Below are 26,435 nucleotides of genomic sequence, written 5' to 3' on the forward strand. Positions count from 1 at the left end.
GCCGGCGCTATTAGCCGCCGTTTTGTGGCAGCGGATTGACGCCGTCAAAGTTGCCCTTCACGAAGGCTTCCGGACGGAAGACGGTGAGGCCCACGCGCTCTTCCACGAGGATCGTCACCATGTTCTTGGTGAAGTTGTCGCCGTCCGAATTGCTCACCGCAATGGATGCGCTTTCGCGGTCCCAACCCTGGGCACCCAGCTGGAAGGCGCCCACCAGGAAGTCGTTCGCGTCTTGGGCCTTGGTGCTCACCACCGGGCGACCCCACAAGCCAGGTGCGGCCAGGCCACGCGGTGTGGCGAACAGGTAGGCGTTATCGCTGGTCTTGGTCAGCTCGATCTGCGTCCAATCGATAGGATTGAGCACGATGCCGTCCGCCGTGTACTCGGCCAGCTCTGCCTGCAGCATGGCGATACGCAAGCGGTCCAGCATGGTTTCGTTCTGGACGACCACGCCGGGGTTGCCATACAGAACGGCCTGCGTCATGAGGCCCAGCAGGTTGGCGCCGACACCAGAGCCCTTGAGGATCTGTGCTTCGTCCTTGAGTTTCAGCCCGTACAGCAGGCGGCCGTCGATGTAGGACTGCAGCATGGGCACGTCGGCAAGCACCTGCTTGGAGGCGCGAATCCAGTGCGCGATCGTGGCGATCTTGGACGAGTCCAGCTCGAACGTAATGTCCGACTGAGGCTTGCCGGCGGCGGGGTTTTCGCCCACCACGTCGGCATTGTTGGAGAAACCAGTCTCGCGCACGTACTCCACTTCACCGGAGGCCACAGTGCCCCAGTTCAGCAGGTCACGGATGAACAGGCGTTGCTGGGGCGGCGCCACAACACCGGGAACGCGGTGAGGCTGGACCAGGTCACCAGCCGAGCCCGTGGTGCCGGTGATAGCCGCATGGATGCTGCCCACGGTCACAGCAACAGCACCCTTGAGGGTGGGGTTGAATCCTGTGATGGCCTCGTTCTCCACGACCATCTGGCCCAGAGACTTGACCGCCGCACCGCCGCCGCCCTGACCTTCCAGCTTGGCCAGCAGTTGCTCGGCAGCCTTGAGATTGGCGCGCAGCTCACCCTGTTCGGTCAGCAGCTTGTCCACGCTGGCCTTGGTTTCTTCGGAGAGCTTGGCGCTGGCCTTGACCTCCTTGTCGGTCTGCTCGGCATGGGCCTTGAGCTGGTCGCCCACCTTGGCCAGGCTGGCGTTGATTTGTTTGATGTCTTCGTCGATTTGAGCCATGGTGCGGCCTTTCAGTTGAGGATGGAAGCTAGGGATGCGGCAGCAGCCGCAGTGGCGCTCATGTCGGCCACATGGCCGCGCTCGGCGGGGTCGCCCCCACCGCTGCCGGCCGGTTTGCCCGCCCCGGCCTGAAATTGACTGAGCAGGCGCAGGGCCTCGCTCTTGGGCATGCCACCTGCACGCAATGCCGCTTCCAGGCGACGGGTTGCATGGGCTTGTGCCTTGGCCTCATCGCTCCCCACCTGGTCAGAGGCAAGCAGTTCGTCGGCGAAGCCTTGTTCGACCGCACTTGCGCCGTTGATCCACGATTCGGCATCCATCAGCTTTGCCATGGCATCTGCATCCCCGCCAGTACGGGCGGCGTAGATGTCGGCCATGGCCGCGTCGAAGGGCTTCAGCCAGGCAGCCAGTTCGATGTAATCGTTGCGGTTACCTGCGGCCACCACCCATGCGTTGTGGATCATCAGGAAGCCCGCACGCGCAATCTGCACCACATCGCCGGCCATGGCGATCACGCTGCCGGCCGACGCAGCTAGGCCCAGGACCTTGACCGTGACCTGGCCCTTGTGCTCACGCAGCATGTTGTAGATGGCCAGGCCCTCGAACATGTCCCCGCCGGGGCTGTTCACGTTCACGGTCACATCGCCCGGCCCCAACTGGCGCAAGGCGGCAGCAACATGCCGCGATGTCACGCCCTCGCCGGTCCAGTAGTCCACACCGATCACGTCATAGATGCTGATGGTTCGGCCTGCCTCTTCCTGCTTCTCCTCGGCCCGTAGGCCGGGGCTCCAGCGGGCGAAGGCATTCGGCAGAATCTCGCTGCGCACGCTGGCGCTCGGGCGGCCTGTTGGGGCGCCCGGTAGGTCTTTCAAACTCATGTTTCTGTCCTAGGTTTTGCCCGGATCTGCAGGCAGGCCGAGTAAGTCACGCAGTGCATCGCGTGCGGCGCCGCCGCTGTCCTGAACACCGATGGCATCCAGCGTGGTCATAGCCGACTGCACCGTCAGCACCGCAGCGTTGCCCCCCATGGGCTCGCGGTCCTCCAGCTCGCGCACTTCGTCGCGGGTCAGAATCCCCTTGTCCACCATCACCCCATAGAAGGCTGCACGCGCTGCACTGTCTGCGCGCAGCAGGCCCTCAACCGCATATTTGGGGTAGTAGCGCAGCCGCTCGGCAGGCGTCAGCAGATCCTTGCTGATGGCTTGCTCAATCCGTCGAATCCAGGGCGCCAGCGTGAAGACCAGGAAGGCAATCATTTGCTGCTCGATACCTGAGCCCCAACTGGTGGACTTCTCGGTGTGGCCGACCATCCAGGGCGGCACACGGAACCAGCGGCAAATTTCCTCCACGCTCCAGCTACGCGACTCCAGCAGCTGAATGTCCTTGGGACTGATGCTCAGAGCTTTGACGTCGATGCCCCCCTCCAGCAGCGGGGTTTGGCCTGTCTCAATCAGACCCAGCACGTTGTCGCGGAATTCCTGGCGCTGTTTCCCCGTGAGAAAGTCCTTGACCACGTAGTAAAGGTGCTGCAGCGCGCCGTTACGGAACGCACGGCTTGCAACCTTTTCTGCAGCCGCTGCCTGGCCAAACACACTTGCGCCATACCGAATCACGCTGACGCCGTTTTTGCCGTCCAGCGAGAAGCCCGGAATGGTCCACACCTTCTCTGCCGGGATGATGCGGCGCACGCCGGTGTCGCTGATGTATGCCCACTCACGCACCACGCGCCCCTGGCTCCGATGGGGTGTAAGCCGCTCGGGGTCCAGGAAGTCCAGGCCCACAAGGCGGTTGCCGATCATCAGCTTCTCAGCCCGGCCAGCACCGCGCAGCAGCATCGCCGCCACCATCGACTCCCAGAACACCGCCGCTGTCGTGTCGCTATTGGGCACGTCATGCAAGATGCTGTGCAGCGGGTGCTGGGATGCCAGCTTTTTGGAGCCACCAGAGCTGTCGTACATGCTCAGCGGCAGGGTCGCCAGTGTTTCCGAGATGAGCCGCACGCAGCCCCACACGGCCGACATGCGCAGCATGCCGTTGGCCGAGAGTGGTACACCGGCATCCGAATCAATGCGCAGGGCCGCAACACTTCCAGGGCCGTCGCTGATGGAGAAGCTATTCCCCGTCAACGCGGCCCAGATCGTACGCAACCGGCCAGTTCCGGCTTGGTTGGTGGTTTGCCTCAGTTTCATGCCGCTATCCCTTCGCCGGAGCGGCAAAGAAGCCGTCCTTGTCACCTGAGTCATCCGGCTGCTGGAATCGGCCCAGTGCCATCACCAAAGCCACCACGCCGTCAATTCGGCCGTTCTGCTTGCTCTTTTTCTTGTCCGGCCGGTAATTGCCATTGCTGTCGAACAGCAGCGACACATTGCCCGCGCAATAGCGCAGCACCGGGTTGCCCCCGTGCGCCAGCTGCCCGCCGTAAACCAACGCCTCCAGCGCCTTGCTGCCCGGCCCCATGCCGTGCGTGTTCTGCGGGATGTTGACCATGGGCAGGCCTGCCGCCAGCAGGTTGTTCACCAGCTGCGTCGCATTCCAGTCATCAAAGCCCAGCTCGACAATGTCGTACTCCAGGCTTGCGGCTTTGATGTCACGCTCTACGGTGTCGTAGTCCGTGACGTTGCCCGGCGTGACCTTCAACCACCCTTCATCTGCCCACTGCCTGTAGGCGGCTTCGTCCTCGGCCTCGGTCGCCAGCTTGGCCTCGGGGCACCAGTGCCACACCAGCACATGCACCGTGGTCTCCCCCTCCAGCGGGGGGAACACCAGCGCAAACGCTGTCAGGTCGCGCACGTTCGCCAGGTCAAGCCCACCAAAGCAGCGGCGCCCTCTGAGCATGGCCGGGTTGAAGGCCTTGCCGCGTGCGTCCCAAACCTGAATGTCAAACCAGCCTTCGGCGCTGTTGCACCAGATATTCAGGTCTTTGGTCAGGAAGTTGGCACGTGCACCTGGCAGCGCCTTTGCCTTGCGCGCCTGGGCGCGCATGTAGTCCCAGGTCTTGCTGCGGCCCAGCCCCGGGTTGGCCTTGATCCAGTTGCGTTCATCGTAGGGATCGTCCCCCACGTCCGGCGTGTAGATGTAGCCGAACAAGTCATCGTCCTGGCGCTTACCGTCCAGCACGCTGACCAGGTAGCTGCGTATCTCCACGCAAATGCCGTTCAGAATGAAGCCGGCAGTCGTGATGGCAGACAGCAGCGGCTGCAGTCGCGCGCCCAGTGCCGACTCCATCACGTCCCACACATCGCGGTCAGCCTGGGCGTGCAGTTCATCGAACAGGACCGCCGAAGGATTCAGGCCGTCCAGACTCTCGGCATTGGCAGGCAGCGGAGCAAACACGCTGGCGTCCATCTGCACGCGCTCTTGGTTCAAGCCCTCATGGATCTTGAAACTACGCTTGACCCCGGCGGAGCGCCGCGCCCAGCGTTTGATGTTGTCGAATGCCGGCTTGAACACCGACATGGCCTGCGCCCGGGTGGTCGCCACCGCATACACCTCGGCGCCTGCTTCGCCATCCATGGAGAACAGGTAGGCGCCTTGCGGCCCCGTCCATGTGCTCTTGCCGTTCTTGCGGGCCACCTCTTCATAGGCCCGCGTGAAGCGGCGGCGCATATCGTCTGCATGCCGCCAGCCGTACTTCACGGCCGTCCAGAACTTTTGCCAGGGGTCCAGCAGGATGGGTTTCCCAGCCAGCGGGCCTTTGATGTGCACAAAGAACCGCTCAATGAACTGGATCATGTGCCACGAGTAGCTGGGGGCAAACACCAGCCCACGGGCGCCGGCCTCCTGCAGGTCACGGTAGTGGCGCACCACCGCCAGGTAGGTGTAGCGGCCTGTGCAAATCTCATTGCGCAGCACGGGTAGCCCGTACTCCACATCCCACTGCTGCAGCTCCGCTGGAATCAGTGCGTCGGTCTGTTTCCGGGTGAGGCGGTACCGTGCGCGACGAGCGCGCCGAACAGGTCGTCCTGCCCGGCCTGCGCTCCCGTGTCCTTGCGCACTCGCGCCAAGGAGGGAATGGTCAAACATGCTTTGGGCAGCCATTGGCCAAGCTCCATCTTGAGGCGGACCTCATCCTTGGCCCAGGGCGTTTCCGTAGCCCACCCCGTCTTTGACGTTTGGGTGCGACCTTTTTCCTCGCACAGCGCCACCGCCTTGAGCCAGTCCGCGAAGGTGCGAACAATCACAGCGATGGGGATACCTGCGGTCATGTGCTCGATGCCGGCGTTGCGCAGCGAATCGCAGATGTAGTCGTACAGCTCTTGCTCATCGGCCGAGAACTGCAGCTGCTGGGGCGCAGCCGGAGATTCGATTTCTGTCTTGAGGCCAGCAACCTGCCCAGCCCCCACGGCTGGCGGCTGGACCGCAAAAGCCGGGGGCTTGTTGGTCATGGTCATCCTTGGTTAAACCCCCAGGGGGTAGTTTTTGTTTCCCATAAAAGTTCAGCTGGGCGCTCGGTTTCCGCAGGGCGCGGTCAGAAGTTTTGACCCTCCCCCTCCCCTTTGATGAGAATCCTTCTCATCTGTCGCGGTAGGCACCCCATGCCCGCCGCACCCCGCGTGCCCGCTCGGCTTTCGACTTCGCGTCGTGGCATGGCTCGCAGATGGGCTGCACATTGGCCTCCACGTCGCGCCCGCCTTCCTCCAGCGGCACGATGTGGTCACGCATGGTTGCCAGCACCACCAGGCCCAGCCTGCTGCATGGCCTGCACAGTGGCTCACGGTCGAACAGATCCTGGCGCAACTGCTGCAACCTGCGGCCGGTGATGCGCTTGGCGGCGGTGGGCTTCTTCACCCATGCCTGCTTCGGATGCTTGGCACACCGGCCACTGCCGTCATGCACCAGGGCACGGCAGCCAGGCTGGGTGCATAGGCGCGGGGCAGCAGATGGCACGGCGCGTCCTTTCAATTGGTGGCGGTTGCGTGCCGCCGATGCGCATTGCGCGCACCCGCTTAGGTGTTGACCAACTGCCGGCCGGTCGGCCAACAAAACAAAACCCCGCACAGCTTGCACTGGCGGGGTTCTGCCCTGGCTCTCAGTGGTTGGGGGCACTAAGCGCTAGGTTGCCTGAAATGTAGACCAACTCTACAAAATGTAAAACTCCCTCAGCCCCCATCCAAATGCCTCCGTGCGGCCCATTCACGGCCCTTCACGCGGGCTTGCTGTTCCTCTCGCACCCTAGCCTTATCCTCTAGCCACCGCGCAATGCAAAGGTCAGCCTGCCCAAGCTGCGCATGTATCGTGCTCGGGCTGCGCCTCATGATGCGCGCAGCCTCAGTCACACCCTTGTCCCGCAGGTAGATCAGCACCAGGGTTTCGTGCAGGTGACCGTGGCCCAGCTTCAGCGCCTGCACCGCCTGGTCCGTTTCTTCGGCCTCGATGTTCAGGATGGGCATGGTCGATTCCCTGCACTTCGACCCCGACTCACCCGCTGCCGCCATCCAATTTGCCAGCATGTTGCGCGATGGGAAGCCCAGGCCGTGGTTGTCGCTGCGCTCCCGCCACAGCGCCCAGTTACCCAGGCGGCGCTTGATGTACTCAATGCGTGCCATTCACACCTCCGGCTCCAGGCTCACGCATGAAGGCCGCAAAGGCCACACCACACACCACCACCACTCGCTGCAGCTCGGCAACCGATGGCCCAGCTGCAGTCACTTGTCCCAGCACCACATCGGCAGGCCATGGTGTGCCCACCGCCCGGCCGCCCTCAATCGCATAGAAGTACCCCGGCAAATTCCGCTGCACACCATTGCGCAGGCATTCATCCACATGCTCACGCCCCCAATCAACCCGGCGCTTATCAATCCAATCCGCCGTGTTCGGCATCGCATCCCTCAAGCTGGCTGGCTTATCCATTTCATGACCTCCCCAAACTGTGCATACGTGTGCACAGCGCCACCTCACCACGACCACCACCATGAAGGGGTGGACGGGGGGTGGACGCCGCAAACCCGCGCCAAATCACAATCCGTCCATCTGTCCATACCTCCCACCTACATGAGGTGTTCTGCACCCGTGCGCGTGCGCAGACACGCGCCCGCCTGCCTGCGCCCACGCCCATGTGTGAGAGATTGCTTGCAAAGGGGTGGACGGGTGGACGAAACACCACAAACCCCAACAAAATCAACCGCTTGCGCCGTCCACCCCCTGGTGGACGGATCGTGGACACGGTGGACGGCGGTGGCGACAGGACCAGCCAGGCAGGGGCAAGCGCCTCCCACCGGCTGGGGCGTGACCAGCTCGCAAAGCGCCCATAGCGCCACGCAAACGCGTTGAATTCAGAACGGCAGCGGTTCATCGCCCTCTGCCCATGCACCCGGCTGCGCCGGTGCGTTTGTCATTGCTCCAGGCTGCTGATCTGCAGGCTGCGCGTGCGGCAAGCCCGCACCAGGGCGCTGCCGCAAAAAGCCACGGCGCCGCATCAGCCCCTTGGTATCGCGGTGGGCCTTGAACCCAAGTACCTTCATGGCGTTGCTGATGCGGGTATCCATCTGGCCGTTACCGTCAATGCGGTCAGCCTTGATGCCCAGCACGTCATACAGCTCAACCCGGGGGAAGAAGTCGCGCCCGCTCGGTGGCAGATCGGCTGCTTTCAGCCCTTCCGACCCGTTCACATAGGCATCCAGCATGTCCTCCCATGGGTCGGACCGCTTGAACTGCTCTTGCGCCGGAAACACCAGCCGCCGTTCCTCTTCCGGGGTGGGCCAATAACGCTCCCCCTTCTCCAAACGGGCAAAGGCCTCGGCCAGGAGCTGGGCACGTTGCTGCCGCAGCTCCTCCACGTCCACCGAAAACACCTCAAGCGGCCAAAAGCGCCGGTCCCCGGTGGCATCACGCAAAAAGGCGTCGGCATTGGTCGTGCCCACATTCACGGAATGCCGGGGCGCCTTCACCATCTTTGAACCATAGGGCGGGCGGTACCAATCCTCTTGGGCAGACAGGTACTGCTTAATCGCCGTCGAATCCGACTTGTTCAGCGACTCCAGCTCGGCCGACTCAGCAATCCAGGCCAACTGGATCGCCATCTGGCTATCCTTCTCGCCCACCCGGATCGCGTTGTCCGTGAAGTACGGGTAGGCCAGCTCCCGGAACGCGCTGGACTTCTTCAGACCCTGCTCACCCTTGATGATGAGCATGTAGTCAAACTTGCAGCCAGGTCGCAGCGCACGGTTGACCAAACCCATCATGAAGCACTTGCCAATCAGGCGCACGTACTCCGAATCCTCCACCCCGTAGACATCCACCAGCCAATGCTCCAGGCGGTCTACCCCGTCCCATGGCTCGGCTTTAATCAGGTCAATGATCGGGTTGTACTTGCAGCCCCGCGCTGCCATCTGCACACCGTGTGAGATGGTGCTGGTGGCCCGCACAGCAAGGCCGTGGGTGCGCAACAGGTACTCACCCAGCATCCAGTCATCTTCCTCATCCCAGTCACCAGCGCCCCGGCCCCAAGGCACATCGCCGCCGCGCTCCAGCAAGCGGCTGAACTCGTTGAATCGCACAGCGCCCCGCAGCTCCGGGTCCCACTGCATGCAATACATCACGTTCTCGCGGCAATCCATGGGGCGGCCACGGGCAAGCACCAGCTTGCGCTCCAGCTCCGCCCGGCACTCTTCAGGCGTCAAGCCGTCAGCTGCATCACCATCCGTGGGCAACTTCGCCCCCCCAGCGGCAGCACCATCGTTCGATTTTTTTTCTTCCGGCTGGGCCTTCTCTGCTTCCGCCTCAGCAGGCGCGGGTGCAGGTGCCTGAACAGGCGCGGGGGCATGCTGCGGGGCCAAGGGCTGCAACTGCACACCCACCAAGGGGGCAAGCCAGCGCAAGGCATCACCTGGCTTCGCAGTGCCCGGCCCCCACTCCATCACCAGATCCACCGGCGTGCGCTTTCCTCCCCTGGCATCGCCCATATCGGCCACGCCCCAGTCCTTGATGCCCTCGGGGTGGATGACCAGATCCTCCTGCAGGTCGCGCCCCAGGTCCTTGCTGGTCACACGGTAGGACGGCCCCTTCTTGAACGCACGCCCCCCAAACAAGGCTGGCACCCATGCGTCAAAGTTCAGCATGGCTTCGTCGTTCACATACCGGAAGTCGTCGCGCCCCTGGCGGTCTGCAGCTTGTTTACGCTGGGCAGGCGCTGCGCAGGCGGCAGGCTTCAGCCGGTCCTTGGCCTCTTGAATCGTGGCATGCAGGCGCCGCAGCGCCGCTTCATCCACCGGCATCACATCAGCCGGTGTATTGGCCACCTGGCGCCCTGTCACAGTGAAATACTGGCGCTCGCAGAACATCTCCACGCCAATGTCATTGGACTTTGCCGTGGTCGTGTGTCCCTGCACATACAGGTGCACCCCAGTGCCACTGGGGGAAAGCTCCGTGTAGGTGTGGAACGCCTGAATAATCTTGGCGCACCGGTCATTCATTGCACCGGTGCTGGCATCCACCATCTTGTCCAGGTCAATGCCAATCAGGCCATCCCCAGGCAAAAAGCCAAAGCCCACACCACTCCAGGCATCAGGCTGCCCCTGCTTGCGCTCAAACGCCCTGCGCACCACCTCCAGGGTCGCCAGCCGCATGCGGTCGCGGTCGCTGCCCTGGTCACCAGTCCGTCGCCCGCCCATGGCGTAGTACGGCACCTTCAGCCAGGTGCTGCGCTTTGTGTCCCATTCATACTTCCACAGCACCCACTGCTGCCGCAGCGCCAAGCTGGCCGGGATGGCATCCCACAGCGGCGGCTCCACCACGGGTGGCACACGCACTTCATCAACCATGCGTCACCCCCGCAGCAGCCAAACCCAACACGCTGGCGTCCCCAACACCAGCAGCGTGCAATATCGCCATCCCGTTACCCCCAGCAGCGCTGCAGCTGCGTAAAACCATCCTGCGGGGCCACTGCCTTGCGGCAGGGCAACGCATACTCCGCCACCGGCTTTTTGCAGTGCGGCACCCGTCGCGTCCGGGGCACATCCAGGCGGCCATAGCGGCGCATGTTCAGCAGCGTCTGCTGGGCCACCTTTAGCCCCACCTGTGCAGCAGCGGCAATCTCTTGGGCAGTCAGGCCACGCTCGTCGGTAGCCAGTCGTTGCACAGCTTCCAGCAGTGCCTTGCTCACATCACCTGCGGGCCGCATTACTGCACCTCCAGGCCAGCGCTGCGGCGCACATTGCGGCGCAAGCGCAAGAGCAGCAATACAAATTCCATGATCTGGGCATCGGCCTCTTCCGCCTCCGGCACACTCATGTGGTGGTCATCCGTGGCCATGGTCAGGAACTGGGTCAGCACCCCCTTCTTCACGCTGGCCTGCAGCAACTTTTCCTTGATCGCGGTTATCTCGCAGGGCCACCCGCCAGCAGGGGGCGGGGGCAGCTCCATCGTCACCATCCCGTGCTGAATGCTCAGCGCCTGCAGCCACTGCAAAGCGTTAGGCTCGCGGATCTCTTGCAGCCACTCCGTCAGCAGCTCCAGCACTTCCACGTTCACCCATTGGCCGTCCACGCCGCGCAGGCGGGCACGCAGATATTCAGAGTGGATAGACACCCCCCGGCGGTCGGCCAGGAAGGCGGCGGCAGCCTTCACGCCGCCATTGGCGCCGCGCACCGTGTTGTAAAGAACGTCGCGCCAGTCAGTGGGCGAAAGTCGGCAGGTCATCAGCGGCCCCCTTGAAATGGAAATGAATCAAGCTGGTGCCCCAGGCGACCGCGGCCGACACTGCAGGCATGCACAACAAAAAGGAAACCCAGCACCACCAGCCACGCAAGCTGCACACACCGGCCCGTGTGGGCAGCACCTTTGCGATGGAGGACGGAGACAGAACCCCCGGCGGCGTGGCCGATATAGGGGTGGTGCTGGAGAAAGACAGCGCTCACGTCCAGCAGGACGGACCGCACATAGACAAAGCGCTTGCCCTGACCGCTCGCAGCGAATACAGGGGAGGCGCCAGACAAGCTGGACAAAGCAGACTCAAACACCGAGGGCCTCCGACGGGCCGATCTGTGCAGTTGCCGCAGTAGCCGCTACCGCATTCACGGACTGCAACTGCTGTTTCACAAGGTCGGTGCGAAAGATTGCCCGGACTGTCTCAATGCCCGGGTTCTTCGTGGTCCCCTGCCTGATCTTCACAAGGGTGGAGAAGGGAACACCAGACTGGCCCTCAATGGACTTCAGCTGGACCTGCCGGAACTTCAGCAGCAGGGCACGGACTTGCTCGGTACTTGGGATTTCGGTAGGCATGCACGAATCATATCGTATACGGAATAATCCATGCAAGATAATCAATCCGCATCCGGAATGGCATCGCAGTTAGATTCAGTCAGTCCTGACTTACCCAAAACTGTTACGTCTATGCCTCTCTTCGACAGCCGCCCAGTGCTGTGGAAAAACATCGCCGCGCTCATGCTCAAGAAGTACGGACGCGAAAATTTGAATCAGCTGGCCCGCGAAGCCAAGTTCGGCCCCGCCACAGCATCACGCATCAAAGCTCAGGACACCTCTGTCGGTATCGAAGTCATTGATCGCGTTGCCACAGTGCTGGGAGTGCACCCGTGGCAACTTCTGCACGAAGACTTCAATCCTGAATTTCCGAGCAACAGCACGAACCTCAGTCCGCTAGCGCTCGACCTTGCCCAGCAGCTCGACGCTATCCCAGATCAGACAGCCCGCGAAAAGGCACATGCTCTGGCAACTCAGGTGCTATCACTTGCGGCCGCCTCGATAACAGCACCGCCCTCGCCCGAAGAGCCACCCACGCAGCAGCCTGGCTAAGCTCCACGAAGCACCCCCTCACCTGCCCATTGCGCGCCCCAGCCATTGCAATCGCCTGCAATGCTGGGTGCGCCTCTTTGGGCGCCACATAAGCCAGCGCTGGAAACTCATAGCCCCACGGGCCTAGAGTGCGCGCGGCTGCCTGGCAGACCCCACCCCCAAGAAGAATGCACACACCGGCCCTCCCCTGGCCGGCGCTGTTGCGCGCACGCCACCGGCTCAGACATGCACCTACCGCATGCCCCTGCACTCCACGCAGATCAATGCAAAAAGCCTCGGCTGGCTCGCCCATTTCCACTCAGTGACCTCACTTGTGATGGTTTCTTATTGGCGCAAACTACTGTATGCCCATACATATTTTGACACCTAACAGAACGGAAAGGCAATGCAAATTTAACCGAATACGGATTGATCATTCCGTATTCGGTTGCGCATACATTCCGAATTAGATATGCTCATTCCATCAACGGAATGGCTTATGGCCATTTCTTGATGGGCTCCACGACATCAAACCGTGTACGCCCGCTTCATTTACCAACGCCGGCCCAGCCGGACAGGAGCGTGGAATGCAGACAGCGACCAGTGCACACGTGTGCACACAAAACACCCCCGGGGAATACATCAGCGGCCTGCCCGCGTGGGACCGCGTGCCGCGCCTGGATGCGTGGCTTCCCCACGTGCTGGGCGAATCGCCCCAAAGTGCCGGCATGCACCGCATGCAGTACCTCACCCTGGTGGGTCGGCAGTGGCTGATGGGCATGGTGCGCCGCGCACAAGAGCCCGGCAGCAAATTTGACTTCACGCCGGTGCTCCAAGGCCCTCAAGGGAAGGGCAAATCCGCCCTGCTGCGCGTGCTAGTGGGCAAAGCCTTTTTCAGCGATGACGCCGGCCCCATCAGCTGGGGCAAAGGCTCGCTGGAAGAAATACAAGGCGTGTGGCTCTACGAAATCAACGAGCTGACGGCATTCCGAGCTGCGGAGATGGATGGCATCAAAGCATTCATCAAAAGCACCACGGACAGCTACCGCCCGCCTTACAGCCAACAAGCCGAGTTCTACAAGCGCCAGTTTGTGGTGGCAATCACCACGGACAGCACCGTCCTGCACAAGGACCGCATCGGCCGCAGCTATTGGGTGGTCCCTGTGTGGAATCAAGTCAACACCCAATGGCTGGGCGAACACCGCGACCAGCTTTTTGCCGAAGCCCTGGCACGCAACAAGGCAGACCTGAACGGCCGCGTGCAAGACCTGAACTACCACCCCGGCAATCCTCTGTGTGGCCGGTAAGGAGAAGCAGCGATGAACACAGCTACCACTCCACGCCGCAACACCCCGGGCCGCGTGCCCATTCTGGGTGATCTGGTCCTGGCAGATGAAGCCACAGCGCGCCCCGCAGCCCACAAGGTGCCCATTACCCTGGACGGCCCCTACCCCAAGCGCCTGCGCCGCGTAGTCCGTGCTCGCCGCACCTGGGGCGCTGCCCTGGTGGTGATCGCCGTCACCCTGGCGTTGCATGGCCTGCGGCACTTCATGGGGTAGCCATGGCCCGCAAAACCATCAAGGCCATTGCCGCCCACCTGATGACCGTGGCACTGGCCACGGCCGCAGCTGCGGTCCAAACCCTGCCAGGAGCGCATCCATGACTACCGAACCTCTGGTGGAAGTTATCGGCACCTTGGCCGAGCCACCCCGGCCGCAGATGCAGCCCGTGGGCGAAGCAGGCGATGCCCTCCCCGTGCTGAAGCTGGTGCTGCAGGACTGCGGTGTCAGCAATAAGCGCCTGACCGCAACCCAAGTGTTCCCCGTGGGCGGAATGGCCGCCTGCCACCACCGCGCCGCACAGCTGCAAGTCGGCATGCGGCTGCGCCTGCAGACGCCGGCTTCCCACATCGAATGGCACATGGCCGATGTGCACCACATCCACATCATCAAACCCGAAACCCAGGAGCAAGCAAATGCCTGATCTGGACCGAATCAAATTCGTGATCGAAACCCTGCCCGGCGCCCGCGCTCAGGTATCCATCGACATGCCCGCACCCCACCCCGGCATGCGCATCGGCACGCCTGCCCACTCCCTGGCAATCGACGCCCTGGGCTGGCTGGGCAAGCAGCCGGCGGTGGCGGGCTTTGTGTACAGCCCCGACCCAGCAACCCACAGCGATGACCAGCAGATCCTGCTGGCCGCATCCAGCTTGCTGCAAGGCAGCGGCTATCACGCTGCCGCTGCCGCCGTGCTGCGCGCAATGGATGCCCCTGGACTCAAGCTGACAGCCGCAGCACACGATGTACTGAAGGAGCGTGCACGGCAGGTAGCGCAGGAAGGCTACGACACCGAGCACGACGACAGCCATGTGAACGACGAGATTGCCGCCATGGCAGCGCTGCTTGTCATGCCCGAGGCTGCACGTGACTGGGACGCCAGCAGCACCGGCTACGGCCGCACCTTTGGCGAAGCCATCCTGCCACCGGACTGGAACTATCCACGCCTTGGCGACCGCCGCGACCAACTGGTGAAGGGTGCAGCCATGGCGCTGGCCGAGATTGAACGCATCGACCGTGCCGCCCAGGCCAGCAATGGAGCCGCAGCATGACCACATCTCGCCTCACGCCTGAGCAACAGGCAGAGAACAGACGCCTTTGGACCATCGCAGTCGAGAACGCCAAACGCACTCTCAAGGCCGGCGACCGCCTCCGCGTCACAAAGTGCCCCGGCACAAAGCGGTGGATCACCTTCGCCGGATGGGACGGCAATTGGATCGTCTCCAAGTCAGGAATCAACGACTTCAGCCCACGCTGCGTGGACCGCGTCAACAGCTTGGCAGTTGACTTCACCCAGGAAGGCACAGCATGACCGACGCACACGACACCATCACCCATGCCATCCCGGCGGCCGGCGCCGGTGCTGGCTTCGCGCACCTGCCCGTGTTGAGCATTGCCCGTAGTCTGACAAACCCGCGCAAGCACTTCGACCCGGTATTCCTGCAGGAGCTGGCAGACAGCATCAAGGCCACGGGCGTGCACCAGCCTATTCTGGTTCGCCCTTTGCCCGCCCACCGCGTGGCAGATGAACAGGCATGGGCCAAGACCGAGAAGCGCGAGCGCGCACAGTACGAACTGATCGCCGGGGAACACCGCTGGCGTGCCTGCCAGATGGCGGGCATGGCCGAGATACCGGCGATGATCCGCGACATGACCGACGCCGAGGCACTGGAAGCCCAGGTGATTGAAAACCTTCAGCGCAAAGACGTGTCCGAGCTGGAGGAAGCCGAGGGCTTTCAGGTGCTGATGCAGCACCAGGGCATCAGCGCCGACCAGATGGGCGCCAAGATCGGCAAGAGCCGCGCCTATGTGTATGGCCGACTCAAGATACTGGACCTGTGCGAAGAGGGGCGCCAGGCATTGCGGGAGGGCAAGCTGGACTATTCCTGCGGCTTACCCATTGCCCGCATTCCCAACGAGCAACTGCAGCTCAAAGCCCTGCAGCGTGCAATTGCCCCTCATGGGGGCTGGAACGACGGTGGCCGCAGCCGCATGAGCGCCCGCGAAGTCCAGTATATGTGCCAGAGCGAATTCATGACCAAGCTGGAATATGCCCGGTTTGATCGTGAGGACGCCACCTTGTGCGCCACCGCCGGCGCCTGCTCCACTTGCCCTAACCGGACCGGAGCCAACCCCGATCTGTTTACGGACGTGGACAGTGCAGACGTGTGCACAAACCCACCCTGCTTCAAAGCCAAGGAAGAAGCCCACGCAGTGCGCGTGCGCAAACAAGCCCAGGACATGGGCTGCGAGATCATCGACGGCCGCGCTGCCAAGGAACTGGTGCCCAGCGCCTATTCCGGCGGGGTCACCGGCTACCTGCGGCTGGACAGCCCATCTGACAGCCCCGTCAAAGGCAAGACGCTGCGCAAGCTGACGCACAAGGCACTTGAGGAGTCAGGCATCAAGCCGACCATGGTGGTCAACCCCCATGACGAGAAAGAACTGATTGCCGTGGTGACGCCCAACCAGGCCGAAGAACTGCTGAAGATGGCCGGCAAGGCCGAAGCCCACAAGCAGCTGCTGGCCGACAACGAGCGCGACGCCAAACAGAACGAGCAGAACCAGAAAAAGCAGGCTGAAGAAACCTACGAGCGCGATTGGCGCACCGAGGTTGCCCGACAGATTGCGGTGCACACCAAAGAGCCAAGCGACGCCTGCCTTGTTACTGCCGCCCGCATGGTGACGCAGCACCTGGCCACATCCCTCAATGGCGAATATGCCAAGGAGCTGTGCAAGATGCTGGAGCTGGGCAAGGTAGCCCCCAAGGATGCGATACGCGACCTGGCGAACGATTGGGCGCACCCAATCGCCCTGGCGGGCGCAATCCTTGCCTTGCGCGATAAGCACTACTCCCCTTGGTACTACGAGCACAACCCCTCGGCACCGCGCAATCCCGAACTGATGGCAATGGCAGAGGCTTGCGGTGTTGATGTGGAAGCCATCAAGGCCCAGGTGAAGGCCAACATGCGCGCAGCGGCCAAGCAATCCGCCAACCCGGCGGAGGGCGATACACCCCTTCCTCCGGCTGCGCGTGCTGGCGCGGATGGCAAAGGTGGCAAAGCCAAAAAATCCAAAAATCCCGCTGCGCGTGCGGCCGAGGATGCGGAAAAGCTCAGCTCCGCTGCGGCCACCGCCGGCATCGCTGCCGCGCTGCAGTCGTTGTCCGGGGATGCAGCACCAGGCGCGGCCGAAGCCGCGCTAGGCGACGAAGCGGTGCCAGTCGCGGCTGCGGCCGCGCAGGCACCGGCACCCCTGGTGACATTGAAGCGACCCAAGCCGACCGCGCCCGCCGCTGACACCCCAGCCAGTGGGGGGCAGCAGGAACCTGCCGGCGATGCCCAGGACAGTGCAGACGCAAAGACTGCCACGGCGCCTAAGCAGGTTTACACGCCCGAAGAACTGCTGGCAAACCGCGTGACCGTGCTGCCCAATGCAACGGGCCGGGGCAAGAAAATCTACATCGGGGACGAAGGCACGGTGGTGGCCATCATGGGCGACGCTGCGGTGGACGTGTCTTTCCCTGGCCCCAAGGGCTGCAAGCCCGTGCGCGTGGCATTCCACGTAACCGAACTGGAGCTGGCGGAATGAAAGCCGTAGACCACAAGCTCTGCAAGAAATGCAATGAAGAGTGGCCGGCTGATACCGAGTTTTTCTACTCGCAGCCGGGCGGCTATCTGAACCTGGCGCACTGCTGCAAGGCTTGCTACAAGGAGCACGTGCGCCGGGCTGATAGCCGCCGCAAGGAGCCCGTTGCAGCCGCCGCCCCACGAATCACCGACTGCCTGCAAGGCCTGCTGACTGGCCTGCTGCACCAAGGAGCCCGCGCATGAGCCGCACCCGCTTTTTCCGCAGCGGTGGCAAGCCACAAGGCGATCCGCTGAAGGCTATCAACCACCACCACACCTTGCTCAAGGCCCAGGAAGTGGCGGACACCATGCAGCCCCTGCGCGATGGCTTCGGCGTGATGCGCGCCGGGGTGGCGTCCCATGACCATTACGTGGTGGTTTACACCATCTTCCGCATCGCCAGCGAGATTGAGAAGCAAGGCGTTGTGCGCGGCCTGGCTGAACACATTCAGCAAGCCCTGCAGGCATGCGACAGCTACTACAGCAGGTGCATGTGTGCAGACGTATGGACAGCGCACGAGCTGGAATTCTCCGAGCTGGACGCCATGGCCAACATGATCGAACTGCACGAGTTCCAGCTTAAGCAGTTGACGCTTGCAGAGCTACATGCTGCTGCCAGGAAGCTGATCGCCCGCACGCAAAGCACCGGGGGCGAGGTCTACCGGGCCGACATCGACCTGAAGAACATGAAGCCCATGCAACAACAAAAACAAGGAGTGCCGGCATGATTGGTGACCAACAAACTGGCGCCATCGATGGCGTCCACATCCACGCGGTAGTGTTTGAAGGACTGACCGTCACCGTCAATGGCGTGCCCGCCCAGTTGGCTATCGTTGCCGCAGACGGAACTATCGTGGCGGCCGGCAAAGATGTGGCCCGCGAAGTCGAAGCCGTGGCCGTCAACTGCCACCGAAATTTTCTCAAAGGTGAAGGACATCTGCGTGTACTCAGCAACCCCATCCCCACCAAGGTGCGCGCTGCCGCCTAATAGCAAGCCCCAAAAAAGAAAGCCGCCCGGTCAAGCCGAGGCGGCTTTTTTACGTCTGCAGCAGACGTATACATAAACAATCGCATGGGCAGCCCAGCGACACAAAGCCCACTTTGGGGGCGCTGGCTACAGGGGTGTTTGCTTCGCTTGTCATGGTGTTTCCGTGTGGGGAGGATTCCGTCCGCCGCAAGAAGCTTGCAGGCACTTTCCGGCCCTGCCAGACAAAATCGAACCGGGCATTCTATCGGCTCGCCCCACGGCATGTGCAAAGCAGGGCATCCTGGCGGCCCCGGCCCTCTGATCTACCCCTGGCTGCCCTCTGCCCGGTGCCCGACCAGAGGGCAGTCGGTGTCAGCCCGCGCGCGTCACGAACAGGGCGGCGCGCTGTTCCATCTATAGCTAGAAATCTGGCGGCTCTCGAAATTTCGGACCAAAGACCGGGAGGCATTACCAAGTTGACCGCTTCTAGCCTTATTCGCCTACCCGAGCGACTACCACGTCCAGTGCATTGCTTTGAATTGCGACATGCTTTATCAACAGCCACTAACCACTATGGGAGACCGGGTTGCAAATAGCCAGGGTGTATGAAAAATTCCACTGAACATCCGCCACGCCGCGTCCAACACATTCTTGCAATGTCGCAAGCAACAACCTGACTGCCAAGCCAGTTCCTTCCGACATTTTTCTGGCATCGCAAGATTCTTCAAGATTTGTTTTTCCATAAGCATGTCGATACGGCAATCGAGCTGCTCCATGAACAAATTTAGAACGAAGGTCGTACAAGTGGCCAACCAAATTCGCCTTGCTTGGCCACGCTCCTAACCACAAGCGCGCTTTGTCAGATAGCTGGCGACGAAGATCACCAACGCCATCACAGTAGAACGCCTCGAGACCTTGCATTGCGCGAAAGAGTGCTTCACCTTCACGATCGTAGTTTTGACCAATGCAATACGTATAAGCGGCAAACGCACGCTGAATTCTTGACTCAGCGAATGGCGCCTTGTCCATTTCACAATCGACAAACCAGTCCACAACATCAACCATAGCGAGCTGCTTCAACGATGGCCACGCGTCAGAATGAGGCAAGTCAATCAAGCTTGCTTTGCGGTCAAGAGAGACTAATGCCGTCTCGCCACTAGCAATCATGCCTTCTGAAGTCCATATACAGCCTGGCGCAGAAATTTCGGAGAGCTGCAGCGCAACACCGATTCCATCAGCCAAGCAATACGCTACCCCAGTTAGGATCAATAACTCTCGATCCGAATCACTTAAGTCACCCCAATCTTCGCCAGCACTAACCGCGACATGTGCTGAAACCCGAAAGAACTTGAACCATGGGGGGCGAGCTACAACTGATCGCCCTAAAAGCCATGGAGGAGCGTCTTCAGCAGAAATCTTCGCCGACTTAACTTCTTTGGCTAACTTTGGAAGCACATCTGGCAAGGACCAAATCCAGTCTTGAATCCCTTGCTCAAACTCCTTTTGGTACTCAATGTCAGGCAACCCTACACGGACTGGGATCCATGCATCGACAACTCTTTCAATCATCATCAACGCCCCTCACGATGCATCTGTGGCCTCATATTCTGAGTCTTCGAAAAAATCAGGCCAGCCACGCCATGGGTTATAGAGCACAACTCAGCCCGTGCGCGTCACAAACAGGGCGGCGCGCTGTTCCATCTGCTGGGTGTGGGCCTGCAGCATCTGCGCCGTGGCCAGGGACTGCTCGGCCAGCTCGGCATTCTGCGCGGTGGCCTGCTCCAGCTGGCCGATGGCGTCGCTGATCTGGGCAATGCCTTCGTGCTGCTGCACCGCCGCCTGGGCGATGTCCTGCATGCGCTCGGCGACTTCGCCGATGCGGCTTTCAAAGCCTTGCATCACGGACTGCACCTGGCCGCTCAAGGCTGCGCCCTGGGCCACGGCCTGCACGGAGCGGTCGATCTGGCGGCGGATGTCCTTGGCCGCTTCGCCGCTGCGCAGCGCCAGGCGGCGCACTTCCTCGGCCACCACGGCAAAGCCGCGGCCCTGCTCACCGGCACGGGCGGCTTCCACGGCGGCATTCAGCGCCAGCAGATTGGTCTGGAAGGCCAGGCTGTCCACCACGCCCACGATGCTGGCGATTTCGTCCGAGCCGCGCTGCACGGTCTGCATGTTCTGCACCAGCTGGTCCACCATGCTGCCGCCCTGGCGGGCGTCCTGCGCGGCCTGCCCCACCAGGCCGTGGGCATGCTGGGCGATCTGCGCCGTGCTGCCCACGGTCTGGCGGATTTCGTGGGCGGCGGTGGCGGTTTCCTCCACGCTGTGGCGGGCCTGTTCGGTGCGGGCCGACAGCTCCTGGCTGCCCGCCGCAATGCGGGCGCTCGCCGACTGCAGGGCCGCTGCCGTCTGCTTGACGCTGTCCACCGTGTCATGCACGCGCATGAACATCTGCTGCAGGCGCTGGGCCACGGCCGTGACCACGGGCGCAGCGGCCACATCCAGCACCATTGCCTGTGGCTGGTCCACCTGCTGCACCAGGGCATTGAGTTCCCGCCCTTGCGAGAACGCCTGGTTCATGCGGTAGACGATGAAGATCTCCACCCCGGTCTGCAGCACCACATAGGCGGCATGCAGCAGCACGCGCGGGAAGCTGGCTTCCGTCAGGCAGTACATGCCCAGGCCCCAGGCCTGCAGGCGGTCGAACAGCACATGGTGCACGGCAAAGAAGGCTGCGCAGGCCAGCACCACCCGCCAGTCGCGGTAGACCATGACCAGCGCCAGCGTGACGAAGACGCCGAAGTGGAATTCGATCATGCCCAGCGAGACCTGGATGTGCAGCGCCACGGTGGCGCTCAGCAGCAGCGGCAGCACAAAGCGCGTCCACTGCGAACCACGGGCCAGGGCGTACGAGGCCAGCGCCAGCGCCGCCACTGCGCCCCCGGCCACAGCGGGCAGCACCGCCGTGCTCATCACCGCACCGATGACCACGGCCACGGCGGCCGACACCAGGGTCAGCAGCAGCAGCAACAGATCCGCCTGCCGGCCGACCGCCTGCGCATCCAGCGGCACTTCCGCCTGGCTGCGCGCCTGTATCCCTGCAGAACCGCCGCGGGCCTGCTCCCGAATTTCAACACCGTACATATGACAACGGCGCCCGAAGGCGCCGACCTGCGTTCACCCGCGCACCGGCCCGCTGCCAGCACCTCCCGGGGTTCGTGTCAAATTGTATGAATACGGACAGAACCATCCGCCAGCCTGGCGCTTGCCCAATCCCTGCCTGGGCGTATGTGCCCCTGCGCTTGCACAGCCCGCGAAAATCGCCTATCGCGCGACTAATAGATACCTCAAAGAGGCAGAGCCAGGCTATCGACGCCCATGCAAAACGGACCCGAAGGTCCGTCGTGTGGGAGCAGCTCCCGGTCTATGCCCAGCCCGAGGCCGGCCGGATCACTGCGCCGATCAGCGCTTGAGGCCGAACATGGACATCATCTGCTCGGTCTGCTTTTGCATCTGCTCCTGCATCTTCTGCATCTGCTCGGTGTAGCCCGCCGGCATCATGGGGTTGGGCATCTGCATCATCTTGGCCCAGGCATCGGTGCCGCCCACACCGGACTGTTCGGATATCTTGTTCTGGAAGTCGGTGAACATCTGCACGTTCTTCTCGATGTAGCTGCCCATATAGCCCTGCATTGCATGGCCGTAGAAGCGGATGATGTTGGCCAGCATGGCTTCGCTGAACATGGGCGCGCCACCGGCTTCTTCTTCCAGAATGATCTGCAGCAGGATGGAGCGGGTCAGGTCCTCACCCGACTTGGCGTCACGCACCACCACGGGTTCGCGCTCGATCACCAGCTGGCGCACTTCGGCCAGGGTGATATAGGACGAGGTGTCGGTGTCATACAAGCGGCGGTTCGGGTACTTCTTGATGACGCGCTGCTTGGATGCGGACGGGTTGGTACTGTTTTCTGTGGTGGTCATCTGGGACTCCTCCGGGCCCGGGCCCGCTGCCTGTGTCGGTCTGTGTGTATTTGCAGCTGCCGATTCTAAGGACGCCAGCGCCTCCGGCTGCGCAGGGCCAACCCTGATCCCTGGACATAGCAGCACAGAATGCTCTTTTCGTGATAGCAGCCCATGCGCTTGCCGTCTGGGCATATAGGCCGGTAGCGCGCAAACTGTTGGTGCATGCCCTGCCACCGCTCCTGCTTTTGAGGGCAGCCACCATGCCTGCCTGCGCTTTGCCGGCGCACAGGCAACAAAAAAGCCTTTCATCTTGCGATGAAAGGCTTTTGAATTTGGTAGGCGCGATTGGACTCGAACCAACGACCCCCACCATGTCAAGGTGGTGCTCTAACCAGCTGAGCTACGCGCCTGTCGTTGAAGCTGCAAGTATAGCAGGCTGAAATGGGCACTTTGGAAAAATGCCGCAGATTTTGTGCGTAGCCGGTGCGCCGCCGGGCCTGGGGCGACAATGACCGCTTGCCCCACGCTTTCTGAACCATGCAATTTACCCAACCCGGTATCCTGGCCCCGCTGCCCGTTGTGGGCCGCTATGTCTTTTTCTCGCTGCAAGGCGATGCCGCCGCCCTGCGCACCGCGCTGGCACAGCTGCGCAGCCACGCCGATGGCGCGCGCACGGTGGTCGCCATCGGCACCCGCCTGGCCCAGGCGCTGGATGCCGATATTCCGGGCCTGCGCGATTTCCCGGTGCTGCAGGGCGTGGCTCCGGCGCAGTCGGTCAGCACCCCATCGGCGCTGTGCCTGTGGCTGCGCGGTGAAGAGCGCGGCGAGCTGCTGCTGCGCACGCGCCGCCTGGCCCAGTTGCTGGCGCCAGCGTTGACCGTGGAGCACATCGTGGACGCGTTCCGCCACGGCCACGGCCCCAATGGCTACGGCCGCGATCTGACCGGCTACGAGGACGGCACGGAAAACCCGGTGGATGCCGAGGCCGAAGCCGCCGGCTGCCTGCGCTGCGCCACCATGGGGCTGCACGGCTCCAGCTTTCTGGCGCTGCAGCAGTGGGAGCACAACATGCCCGCCTTCCATTCCCTGGCACCGGACGCACGCGACAACGCCATGGGCCGCCGCCTGAGCGACAACGAGGAGCTGGACGATGCGCCCGCCTCCGCCCACACCCAGCGCACCGCCCAGGAAAGCTTCACGCCCGAGGCCTTTGTGGTGCGCCGCTCCATGCCCTGGTGGAACACCAGCGCCCAGGGCCAGGACCGCATGGGCCTGATGTTTGCCGCCTTCGGCCATTCACTGGATGCCTTCGAGGCCCAGTGGCGCCGCATGCTGGGCCTGGAGGACGGGGTGAGCGATGCGCTGTTCCAGTTCTCGCAACCGCTGAGCGGCAGCTACTACTGGTGCCCGCCCGTGCACCAGGGCCAGATCGATCTGCGCCTGCTGGGCGCATAACACCACTGCGCGGCGCCAACGCATGGAGCCAAGGCATCACGCACAGCGAGCTGACAGCACAAAGGGCTTCCCGCAGGAAGCCCTTTTCCATGGTGCCGGAGATGGTGGGGACGCGCGATCTTGCACGGCCTTGCGCGGGCGTGCTCAGACCACCTTGGCGCGCTCCAGCATAGCGTGCATCAGCACATTGCAGCCGGCGGTGATGTCGGCCGGCGTGGCGTCTTCGATCTCGTTGTGGCTGATACCGTCCTTGCACGGAATGAAGACCATGCCTGCCGGGGCCAGCCGGGCCATGTAGACCGCATCGTGGCCGGCCCCCGACACCGCCGGCATGTGCGAATAGCCCAGTGCTTTGGCGGCCCGCGCCACCGCATCCACGCAGTCCGCATGGAAGGGCTGGGCCGGGTAGTTGGAGACCAGCGTGATCTCGATGGGCAGGCCGCTGGCCTGGCTGATGCGCGCGGCCACGGCGCGGATGTCGGCATCCATGGCGTCGCAGTCGGCATCGCTGGCATTGCGCAGGTCGATGCTGAACTTGACCTGGCCCGGGATCACATTGCGGCTGTTGGGGTGCACCTGCACCATGCCCACCGTGCCACGGCCATGCGGCGGATGGCGGTGGGCACAGGCCACCACTTCCTGCATCAGCTGCGCGGCCACCTGCAGGGCATCCTTGCGCAAGGCCATGGGTGTGGGGCCGGCATGGGCTTCCATGCCGGTGACCACACAGTCGTACCAGCGGATGCCCAGCACCCCGGTGACCACGCCGATGGTCTTGGCGTTGTCTTCCAGCACCGGGCCCTGTTCGATGTGCGCTTCGAAATAGGCGCCGATGGGGTGGTCGCCCGGCTCCTGGCTGCCCACATAGCCGATGCGCTCCAGCTCCCCGCCGACCGTCTTGCCTTCGGTGTCGGTGGCGGCATAGGCATGCTCCAGCGTGAAGGCCTTGGCGAACACGCCCGAGCCCATCATCACCGGGACAAAGCGCGAGCCCTCCTCGTTGGTCCAGAAGGCCACTTCGATGGGGGCTTCGGTTTCGATGCCGTGGTCGTTGAGGGTGCGCACCACTTCCAGGCCCGCCAGCACGCCGTAGTTGCCGTCGAACTTGCCGCCCGTGGGCTGGGTGTCGATGTGGCTGCCGGTCATGATGGGCGGCAGGCTGTTGTTGCGTCCGGGCCGGCGCATGAAGCCGTTGCCGATCTTGTCGATGGTCACTGTCATGCCGGCCTCGCGCGCCCAGCCGGTCACCAGGTCGCGGCCCTGCTTGTCCAGGTCGGTCAGGGTCAGCCGGCACACGCCGCCCTTGGGCGTGGCGCCGATCTGCGCCAGCTCCATCAGCGCGTCCCACAGCCGGGGGCCGTTGACGCGCAGCTGCGCGATGTCTTGCTTCTGCATCACTGGGGTGTCCATGGTGGTTCTCCTTGTCCCGCCGGCGTTCAGCGCAGCACGGGCGTGGGTTGCAGGGTGGCGGCGCGGCGCTGCACCGCGTCGAAATTGGGGCCGAAGGCCGGGCGCTTGATGTAGCGGCCCTTGCCCTGCACGGCGCGCAGATCGCCCTGGGCATAGGCCACCACGCCCTGGCTGATGGTGTGACTGGGCATGCCCTGCACGGTGCGCCCTTCGAAGATGTTGTAGTCGCCCTTGGAATGCTGGGTCTTGACCGACAGCGTGTGGCTGGCCTTGGGATCCCACACCACCAGATCGGCGTCCGCCCCCACGCCCACCAGCCCCTTGCGCGGGTAGATGTTGAACAGCTTGGCGGTGTTGGCCGAGGTGATGGCCACGAACTCGCTGGGCGTCAGCCGCCCGGTGTTCACGCCCGCATCCCAGATCACGGCCAGGCGCTCTTCCACGCCGCCCGTGCCGTTGGGAATCTTGGCGAAGTTGTCCTTGCCCATGGCTTTCTGCGCTGCGCAGAAGGTGCAGTGGTCGGTGGCCGTGGTGTGCAGCTGGCCCGACTGCAGGCCTTGCCACAGCGCTTCCTGGTGGCCCTTGGCGCGGAAGGGCGGGCTCATCACATGGGCGGCGGCCTTGGCGAAATCCGGGTCACGGTAGACGCTTTCGTCGATCACCAGGTGGCCGGCCAGCACCTCGCCGTACACGCGCTGACCGCGGGCACGTGCCGCGGCAATGGCCTGTGCCGCCTCCATGCAGCTGACGTGCACCACGTAGATGGGCACGCCCAGCACGCCGGCAATGGCGATGGAGCGGTTGGCGGCCTCGGCCTCCACCATGGGTGGCCGCGCCAACGGATGGCCTTCGGGCCCGGTGATGCCCATGCGCGCCACTTCCTGCTGCAGCAGGTAGACCAGCTCGCCGTTTTCGGCATGCACCGTGGGCATGGCGCCCAGCTCCAGCGCGCGCTTGAAGCTGTTCACCAGGGTTTCGTCGTCGCACATGATGGCGTTCTTGTAGGCCATGAAGTGCTTGAAGCTGTTGATGCCCTCCTCCCGCACCAGGATGCCCATGTCGGCGTGGACCTGCTCGCTCCACCAGGTGACGGCCACGTGGAAGGAATAGTCGGCGGCCGATTTCTCGGCCCAGCCGCGCCATTTCCGGTAGGCGTCCAGCAGCGGCTCCTGCGGATCGGGAATCACGAAATCGATGATGCTCGTGGTGCCCCCGGCCAGCGCCGCCGCCGTGCCGGTGTAGAAGTCATCGGCGGTCACGGTGCCCATGAAGGGGAGCTGCATGTGGGTGTGCGGATCAATGCCGCCGGGCATCACCAACTGGCCCGACGCATCGATCACCTCCGTCCCCGCCGGCGCCAGTGCGGCGGCATCGGCCCCCACCGCAGCGATCACGCCGTCCACACACAGCACATCGGCTTTTTCCTGCCGGTCTGCATTTACCACCGTTCCGCCACGTATCAGCAAAGCTCCATGCATTCCCGTCTCCTTGGTATC

At 63.1% G+C, this 26,435-nt stretch carries 28 protein-coding genes and 1 tRNA gene; 11 read left to right on the forward strand and 18 right to left on the reverse strand.

Annotated elements, in window-relative coordinates:
- Nucleotides 1–10 precede the first annotated feature (10 nt).
- The 12 genes from CT3_RS14290 to CT3_RS14345 all read right to left on the reverse strand — a co-directional run bounded on the left by CT3_RS14290 (nucleotide 11) and on the right by CT3_RS14345 (nucleotide 11,449).
- The gene (locus CT3_RS14290; RefSeq protein ID WP_066533639.1) at nucleotides 11–1,231 is read right to left on the reverse strand and encodes a phage major capsid protein; all 1,221 of its coding nucleotides are present in this window, start codon (nucleotides 1,229–1,231) and stop codon (nucleotides 11–13) included.
- Nucleotides 1,232–1,242: 11 nt separating this feature from the next.
- Nucleotides 1,243–2,109: a head maturation protease, ClpP-related gene (locus tag CT3_RS14295; protein ID WP_066533641.1), complete on the reverse strand. Its 867-nt coding sequence runs from the start codon at nucleotides 2,107–2,109 to the stop codon at nucleotides 1,243–1,245.
- 9 nt (nucleotides 2,110–2,118) lie between these two features.
- Nucleotides 2,119–3,474, reverse strand: a complete 1,356-nt coding sequence (locus CT3_RS14300) for a phage portal protein (protein ID WP_227657904.1) — start codon at nucleotides 3,472–3,474, stop codon at nucleotides 2,119–2,121.
- Nucleotides 3,425–5,083: a terminase large subunit gene (locus CT3_RS14305; RefSeq protein ID WP_066533643.1), complete on the reverse strand. Its 1,659-nt coding sequence runs from the start codon at nucleotides 5,081–5,083 to the stop codon at nucleotides 3,425–3,427. The genes CT3_RS14300 and CT3_RS14305 overlap by 50 nt, the downstream gene beginning before the upstream one ends.
- A 44-nt stretch (nucleotides 5,084–5,127) precedes the next feature.
- Nucleotides 5,128–5,616, reverse strand: coding sequence for a hypothetical protein (locus tag CT3_RS14310; RefSeq protein ID WP_127446242.1), 489 nt, complete (start codon nucleotides 5,614–5,616; stop codon nucleotides 5,128–5,130).
- Between the two features lie 127 nt (nucleotides 5,617–5,743).
- On the reverse strand, nucleotides 5,744–6,019 hold the full coding sequence (locus CT3_RS14315) for an HNH endonuclease signature motif containing protein (RefSeq protein ID WP_227657905.1): 276 nt from the start codon (nucleotides 6,017–6,019) through the stop codon (nucleotides 5,744–5,746).
- A gap of 311 nt (nucleotides 6,020–6,330) precedes the next feature.
- Complete coding sequence (locus tag CT3_RS14320) at nucleotides 6,331–6,777, reverse strand: hypothetical protein (protein ID WP_066533648.1); 447 nt, start codon at nucleotides 6,775–6,777, stop codon at nucleotides 6,331–6,333.
- Complete coding sequence (locus CT3_RS14325) at nucleotides 6,764–7,081, reverse strand: hypothetical protein (RefSeq protein WP_127446243.1); 318 nt, start codon at nucleotides 7,079–7,081, stop codon at nucleotides 6,764–6,766. The genes CT3_RS14320 and CT3_RS14325 overlap by 14 nt, the downstream gene beginning before the upstream one ends.
- A 422-nt stretch (nucleotides 7,082–7,503) precedes the next feature.
- Entirely contained in the window at nucleotides 7,504–9,990 is a 2,487-nt protein-coding gene (locus CT3_RS14330) for a VapE domain-containing protein (protein WP_066533653.1), read from the reverse strand.
- Nucleotides 9,991–10,064: 74 nt separating this feature from the next.
- Nucleotides 10,065–10,349 carry a hypothetical protein gene (locus tag CT3_RS14335; protein WP_066533657.1) on the reverse strand — a complete coding sequence of 95 codons (285 nt, stop codon included), beginning with the start codon at nucleotides 10,347–10,349 and terminating at the stop codon, nucleotides 10,065–10,067.
- A complete protein-coding gene (locus tag CT3_RS14340) occupies nucleotides 10,349–10,867 on the reverse strand; it encodes a hypothetical protein (protein ID WP_066533659.1) in 519 nt (172 codons plus the stop codon). The genes CT3_RS14335 and CT3_RS14340 overlap by 1 nt, the downstream gene beginning before the upstream one ends.
- A gap of 312 nt (nucleotides 10,868–11,179) precedes the next feature.
- On the reverse strand, nucleotides 11,180–11,449 hold the full coding sequence (locus CT3_RS14345; protein WP_066533662.1) for a hypothetical protein: 270 nt from the start codon (nucleotides 11,447–11,449) through the stop codon (nucleotides 11,180–11,182).
- A 30-nt stretch (nucleotides 11,450–11,479) separates the two neighbouring features.
- On the opposite strand from CT3_RS14345, the gene CT3_RS14350 reads away from it, so the two are divergent.
- The 10 genes from CT3_RS14350 to CT3_RS14395 all read left to right on the forward strand — a co-directional run bounded on the left by CT3_RS14350 (nucleotide 11,480) and on the right by CT3_RS14395 (nucleotide 18,135).
- Nucleotides 11,480–11,980: a helix-turn-helix domain-containing protein gene (locus CT3_RS14350; RefSeq protein WP_127446244.1), complete on the forward strand. Its 501-nt coding sequence runs from the start codon at nucleotides 11,480–11,482 to the stop codon at nucleotides 11,978–11,980.
- Nucleotides 11,981–12,546: 566 nt separating this feature from the next.
- A complete protein-coding gene (locus CT3_RS14355) occupies nucleotides 12,547–13,266 on the forward strand; it encodes a VapE domain-containing protein (RefSeq protein WP_083520271.1) in 720 nt (239 codons plus the stop codon).
- Nucleotides 13,267–13,278: 12 nt separating this feature from the next.
- Nucleotides 13,279–13,518: a hypothetical protein gene (locus CT3_RS14360; RefSeq protein WP_066533667.1), complete on the forward strand. Its 240-nt coding sequence runs from the start codon at nucleotides 13,279–13,281 to the stop codon at nucleotides 13,516–13,518.
- A 100-nt stretch (nucleotides 13,519–13,618) separates the two neighbouring features.
- Nucleotides 13,619–13,942 carry a hypothetical protein gene (locus tag CT3_RS14365; protein WP_066533668.1) on the forward strand — a complete coding sequence of 108 codons (324 nt, stop codon included), beginning with the start codon at nucleotides 13,619–13,621 and terminating at the stop codon, nucleotides 13,940–13,942.
- Nucleotides 13,935–14,570 carry a hypothetical protein gene (locus CT3_RS14370; RefSeq protein WP_066533669.1) on the forward strand — a complete coding sequence of 212 codons (636 nt, stop codon included), beginning with the start codon at nucleotides 13,935–13,937 and terminating at the stop codon, nucleotides 14,568–14,570. The genes CT3_RS14365 and CT3_RS14370 overlap by 8 nt, the downstream gene beginning before the upstream one ends.
- A complete protein-coding gene (locus CT3_RS14375) occupies nucleotides 14,567–14,830 on the forward strand; it encodes a hypothetical protein (RefSeq protein WP_066533670.1) in 264 nt (87 codons plus the stop codon). The genes CT3_RS14370 and CT3_RS14375 overlap by 4 nt, the downstream gene beginning before the upstream one ends.
- Nucleotides 14,827–17,109 carry a ParB/RepB/Spo0J family partition protein gene (locus CT3_RS14380; RefSeq protein WP_066533671.1) on the forward strand — a complete coding sequence of 761 codons (2,283 nt, stop codon included), beginning with the start codon at nucleotides 14,827–14,829 and terminating at the stop codon, nucleotides 17,107–17,109. The genes CT3_RS14375 and CT3_RS14380 overlap by 4 nt, the downstream gene beginning before the upstream one ends.
- Nucleotides 17,106–17,351: a hypothetical protein gene (locus tag CT3_RS14385; RefSeq protein WP_066533673.1), complete on the forward strand. Its 246-nt coding sequence runs from the start codon at nucleotides 17,106–17,108 to the stop codon at nucleotides 17,349–17,351. Before CT3_RS14380 ends, CT3_RS14385 begins: the two co-directional genes overlap by 4 nt.
- On the forward strand, nucleotides 17,348–17,875 hold the full coding sequence (locus CT3_RS14390; RefSeq protein ID WP_066533674.1) for a hypothetical protein: 528 nt from the start codon (nucleotides 17,348–17,350) through the stop codon (nucleotides 17,873–17,875). Before CT3_RS14385 ends, CT3_RS14390 begins: the two co-directional genes overlap by 4 nt.
- Complete coding sequence (locus CT3_RS14395; RefSeq protein WP_066533675.1) at nucleotides 17,872–18,135, forward strand: hypothetical protein; 264 nt, start codon at nucleotides 17,872–17,874, stop codon at nucleotides 18,133–18,135. Before CT3_RS14390 ends, CT3_RS14395 begins: the two co-directional genes overlap by 4 nt.
- 543 nt (nucleotides 18,136–18,678) lie before the next feature.
- Here the strand turns inward: CT3_RS14395 and CT3_RS14400 are convergent.
- The 4 genes from CT3_RS14400 to CT3_RS14415 all read right to left on the reverse strand — a co-directional run bounded on the left by CT3_RS14400 (nucleotide 18,679) and on the right by CT3_RS14415 (nucleotide 22,484).
- Nucleotides 18,679–19,686: a hypothetical protein gene (locus tag CT3_RS14400; protein WP_127446245.1), complete on the reverse strand. Its 1,008-nt coding sequence runs from the start codon at nucleotides 19,684–19,686 to the stop codon at nucleotides 18,679–18,681.
- A gap of 87 nt (nucleotides 19,687–19,773) precedes the next feature.
- Nucleotides 19,774–21,255, reverse strand: a complete 1,482-nt coding sequence (locus CT3_RS14405; protein ID WP_083520272.1) for a methyl-accepting chemotaxis protein — start codon at nucleotides 21,253–21,255, stop codon at nucleotides 19,774–19,776.
- Between the two features lie 318 nt (nucleotides 21,256–21,573).
- On the reverse strand, nucleotides 21,574–22,092 hold the full coding sequence (gene phaR, locus CT3_RS14410) for a polyhydroxyalkanoate synthesis repressor PhaR (RefSeq protein ID WP_066533679.1): 519 nt from the start codon (nucleotides 22,090–22,092) through the stop codon (nucleotides 21,574–21,576).
- 315 nt (nucleotides 22,093–22,407) lie between these two features.
- Nucleotides 22,408–22,484 (reverse strand) — tRNA-Val (locus CT3_RS14415).
- A 127-nt stretch (nucleotides 22,485–22,611) separates the two neighbouring features.
- Between CT3_RS14415 and CT3_RS14420 the strand changes: the two genes are divergently transcribed.
- On the forward strand, nucleotides 22,612–23,529 hold the full coding sequence (locus CT3_RS14420; protein WP_066533681.1) for a Dyp-type peroxidase: 918 nt from the start codon (nucleotides 22,612–22,614) through the stop codon (nucleotides 23,527–23,529).
- A gap of 144 nt (nucleotides 23,530–23,673) precedes the next feature.
- Here the strand turns inward: CT3_RS14420 and CT3_RS14425 are convergent, their stop codons facing one another.
- Both CT3_RS14425 and hydA read right to left on the reverse strand, forming a co-directional pair.
- On the reverse strand, nucleotides 23,674–24,939 hold the full coding sequence (locus CT3_RS14425) for a Zn-dependent hydrolase (protein ID WP_066533683.1): 1,266 nt from the start codon (nucleotides 24,937–24,939) through the stop codon (nucleotides 23,674–23,676).
- Nucleotides 24,940–24,965: 26 nt separating this feature from the next.
- Entirely contained in the window at nucleotides 24,966–26,417 is a 1,452-nt protein-coding gene (gene hydA, locus CT3_RS14430; protein ID WP_066533686.1) for a dihydropyrimidinase, read from the reverse strand.
- Nucleotides 26,418–26,435 lie beyond the last annotated feature (18 nt).

It is taken from the genome of Comamonas terrigena NBRC 13299, from assembly GCF_006740045.1.
In the GTDB taxonomy this organism is placed as follows: Bacteria; Pseudomonadota; Gammaproteobacteria; order Burkholderiales; family Burkholderiaceae_C; genus Comamonas; species Comamonas terrigena.

Excerpts from the sequence above, each read along its gene's own strand:
- CT3_RS14290 (WP_066533639.1), bottom strand. The coding sequence starts at position 1,231 with ATGGCTCAAATCGACGAAGACATCAAACAAATCAACGCCAGCCTGGCC.
- CT3_RS14295 (WP_066533641.1), bottom strand. The coding sequence starts at position 2,109 with ATGAGTTTGAAAGACCTACCGGGCGCCCCAACAGGCCGCCCGAGCGCC.
- CT3_RS14300 (WP_227657904.1), bottom strand. The coding sequence starts at position 3,474 with ATGACTCAGGTGACAAGGACGGCTTCTTTGCCGCTCCGGCGAAGGGAT.
- CT3_RS14310 (WP_127446242.1), bottom strand. The coding sequence starts at position 5,616 with ATGACCAACAAGCCCCCGGCTTTTGCGGTCCAGCCGCCAGCCGTGGGG.
- CT3_RS14320 (WP_066533648.1), bottom strand. The coding sequence starts at position 6,777 with ATGGCACGCATTGAGTACATCAAGCGCCGCCTGGGTAACTGGGCGCTG.
- CT3_RS14325 (WP_127446243.1), bottom strand. The coding sequence starts at position 7,081 with ATGGATAAGCCAGCCAGCTTGAGGGATGCGATGCCGAACACGGCGGAT.
- CT3_RS14330 (WP_066533653.1), bottom strand. The coding sequence starts at position 9,990 with ATGGTTGATGAAGTGCGTGTGCCACCCGTGGTGGAGCCGCCGCTGTGG.
- CT3_RS14335 (WP_066533657.1), bottom strand. The coding sequence starts at position 10,349 with ATGCGGCCCGCAGGTGATGTGAGCAAGGCACTGCTGGAAGCTGTGCAA.
- CT3_RS14340 (WP_066533659.1), bottom strand. The coding sequence starts at position 10,867 with ATGACCTGCCGACTTTCGCCCACTGACTGGCGCGACGTTCTTTACAAC.
- CT3_RS14345 (WP_066533662.1), bottom strand. The coding sequence starts at position 11,449 with ATGCCTACCGAAATCCCAAGTACCGAGCAAGTCCGTGCCCTGCTGCTG.
- CT3_RS14350 (WP_127446244.1), top strand. The coding sequence starts at position 11,480 with ATGCAAGATAATCAATCCGCATCCGGAATGGCATCGCAGTTAGATTCA.
- CT3_RS14355 (WP_083520271.1), top strand. The coding sequence starts at position 12,547 with ATGCAGACAGCGACCAGTGCACACGTGTGCACACAAAACACCCCCGGG.
- CT3_RS14360 (WP_066533667.1), top strand. The coding sequence starts at position 13,279 with ATGAACACAGCTACCACTCCACGCCGCAACACCCCGGGCCGCGTGCCC.
- CT3_RS14365 (WP_066533668.1), top strand. The coding sequence starts at position 13,619 with ATGACTACCGAACCTCTGGTGGAAGTTATCGGCACCTTGGCCGAGCCA.
- CT3_RS14370 (WP_066533669.1), top strand. The coding sequence starts at position 13,935 with ATGCCTGATCTGGACCGAATCAAATTCGTGATCGAAACCCTGCCCGGC.
- CT3_RS14375 (WP_066533670.1), top strand. The coding sequence starts at position 14,567 with ATGACCACATCTCGCCTCACGCCTGAGCAACAGGCAGAGAACAGACGC.
- CT3_RS14380 (WP_066533671.1), top strand. The coding sequence starts at position 14,827 with ATGACCGACGCACACGACACCATCACCCATGCCATCCCGGCGGCCGGC.
- CT3_RS14385 (WP_066533673.1), top strand. The coding sequence starts at position 17,106 with ATGAAAGCCGTAGACCACAAGCTCTGCAAGAAATGCAATGAAGAGTGG.
- CT3_RS14390 (WP_066533674.1), top strand. The coding sequence starts at position 17,348 with ATGAGCCGCACCCGCTTTTTCCGCAGCGGTGGCAAGCCACAAGGCGAT.
- CT3_RS14395 (WP_066533675.1), top strand. The coding sequence starts at position 17,872 with ATGATTGGTGACCAACAAACTGGCGCCATCGATGGCGTCCACATCCAC.
- CT3_RS14400 (WP_127446245.1), bottom strand. The coding sequence starts at position 19,686 with ATGATGATTGAAAGAGTTGTCGATGCATGGATCCCAGTCCGTGTAGGG.
- CT3_RS14405 (WP_083520272.1), bottom strand. The coding sequence starts at position 21,255 with ATGTACGGTGTTGAAATTCGGGAGCAGGCCCGCGGCGGTTCTGCAGGG.
- phaR (WP_066533679.1), bottom strand. The coding sequence starts at position 22,092 with ATGACCACCACAGAAAACAGTACCAACCCGTCCGCATCCAAGCAGCGC.
- CT3_RS14420 (WP_066533681.1), top strand. The coding sequence starts at position 22,612 with ATGCAATTTACCCAACCCGGTATCCTGGCCCCGCTGCCCGTTGTGGGC.
- CT3_RS14425 (WP_066533683.1), bottom strand. The coding sequence starts at position 24,939 with ATGGACACCCCAGTGATGCAGAAGCAAGACATCGCGCAGCTGCGCGTC.
- hydA (WP_066533686.1), bottom strand. The coding sequence starts at position 26,417 with ATGCATGGAGCTTTGCTGATACGTGGCGGAACGGTGGTAAATGCAGAC.